The sequence below is a fragment of the Winogradskyella sp. 3972H.M.0a.05 genome (assembly GCF_040493455.1).
In the GTDB taxonomy this organism is placed as follows: Bacteria; Bacteroidota; Bacteroidia; order Flavobacteriales; family Flavobacteriaceae; genus Microcosmobacter.
On sequence record NZ_JANFDA010000022.1, the window covers coordinates 1 to 1,374 of the forward strand.

Annotated in this window: 1 protein-coding gene; it reads right to left on the minus strand. The window is 55.6% G+C overall.

What is annotated here, in order from left to right; genetic code table 11:
- Nucleotides 1–1,353 (minus strand): DUF8693 domain-containing protein (locus NCE97_RS15920; protein WP_353780276.1); only part of this gene is annotated, 1,353 nt, incomplete at its 3' end.
- Nucleotides 1,354–1,374: the final 21 nt, after the last annotated feature.

Here is a 1,374-nt window from a genome sequence, read left to right on the forward strand (position 1 = left end):
ATCATCATCTGAGGAGATGCCCAGCTTTAGGTACTCTAGGTTGTTGCCAGATCTGCCTGCTATGAAATCATCTTCATTGCCCGTGCTTCGCATGCCTGGCGTGAAGGCTATGTTCCCTGTAGCCTCTGCCTGTACGAAGAAGCCCTGTCCTGGTGCTATCAGTGTCGTGTTGTTCACCGTGGCAAGGTTGTATATCGTCCAGCCATCTGATGCAGAGCCATCATAGCCATATAGTCCCGTGGCGTTCTCGTCCAACAGTCCTGCGTTGATCGCATCTTCCAAGAAGTCCTGTGCCCTTATGTAGCTCGGGTATGGGTTGCCAATGAGGTACCAGTCGTTTGCCGTGGAGGCATCTATAAGTGTGTTCACCGTTCCTGTCTCTGCTGTTCCCGTGAAGGTAAAGGTATCGTTGTCCGTCGAGCCAGTCCTGTAGCCCATCCCTGTATTGAGCACACTGGCATCATCTGTCGTGTCATAGGTGTCATAGCTCCCATTGGTGTTGTTGAATGGTCCGAACAGGAAGGCTGGGTTGCCGCCTATGGTTCCTGATTGTATGTTCGGGTTGTTCGCCCTGAAGGCCCCAAAGGTCTCTCCCGAGAGCGGTGGGCTGACAAGGTCGTTGTTCCCTGTACTTGTGCCAGCATTGGCAGCTGTGTTCACATGGCGGTGGTACTGTATCGTTCCCGTGATGGTGCCATCTTGTATCAGGCTGGAGTAGCTCGTAGAGGTGGACTCCAAGCTCATGCCCGAGGCCGTGGTCAGGGTAACACCATTGTTGACCGTGAGGCCTGCGCCTGGTCGTACCGTGACCATGTTGCAGTCCGTGCTTGCTGTTATCGTGGCATCGCCTGCCTCAATGAGGATATGGTCCGATGCCGTGGACACACCGTTGGGGTCCGATGGCGACCAGCCGTTGTTATAGGTATAGGTCGTGGCCGATGCAAAGGCAATCACCTTGTTGTCCGGGTCGTTGTTCCCATAGTAGTTCTGGGTGCCGTTGCCATTGTCAAGGTCAACGTTGATCACGTTGTCCACCACAAAGCCGATGCCCGCCAGTCCTGTGGCCAAGGGATCATCGTTCTCTATGATCTCTATCTGTCCCGAGTCTGGCGCATTGTCCACCACGAAGGAAAAGATAGGGATGCCCACGCCTGCCGTGTGCGGCGTGCTCAGTGCCGATGTCGGTACTGGAAGCGAGAAGACCCAGAGGTCCCTGCTGCCATCACCGATGCCAAAGCCCTGTAATGTGCCCCCGGTGAGTGCTGTGTTCACCTGCCAGCCTGTGCCCAATAGTGCCGTGAAGCTGCCTGCCTCGATGCTGTTGCCCGCCGTGATGGCAAAGCTAACCTGCATGTCCGCAAAGTTCGGGGAGGC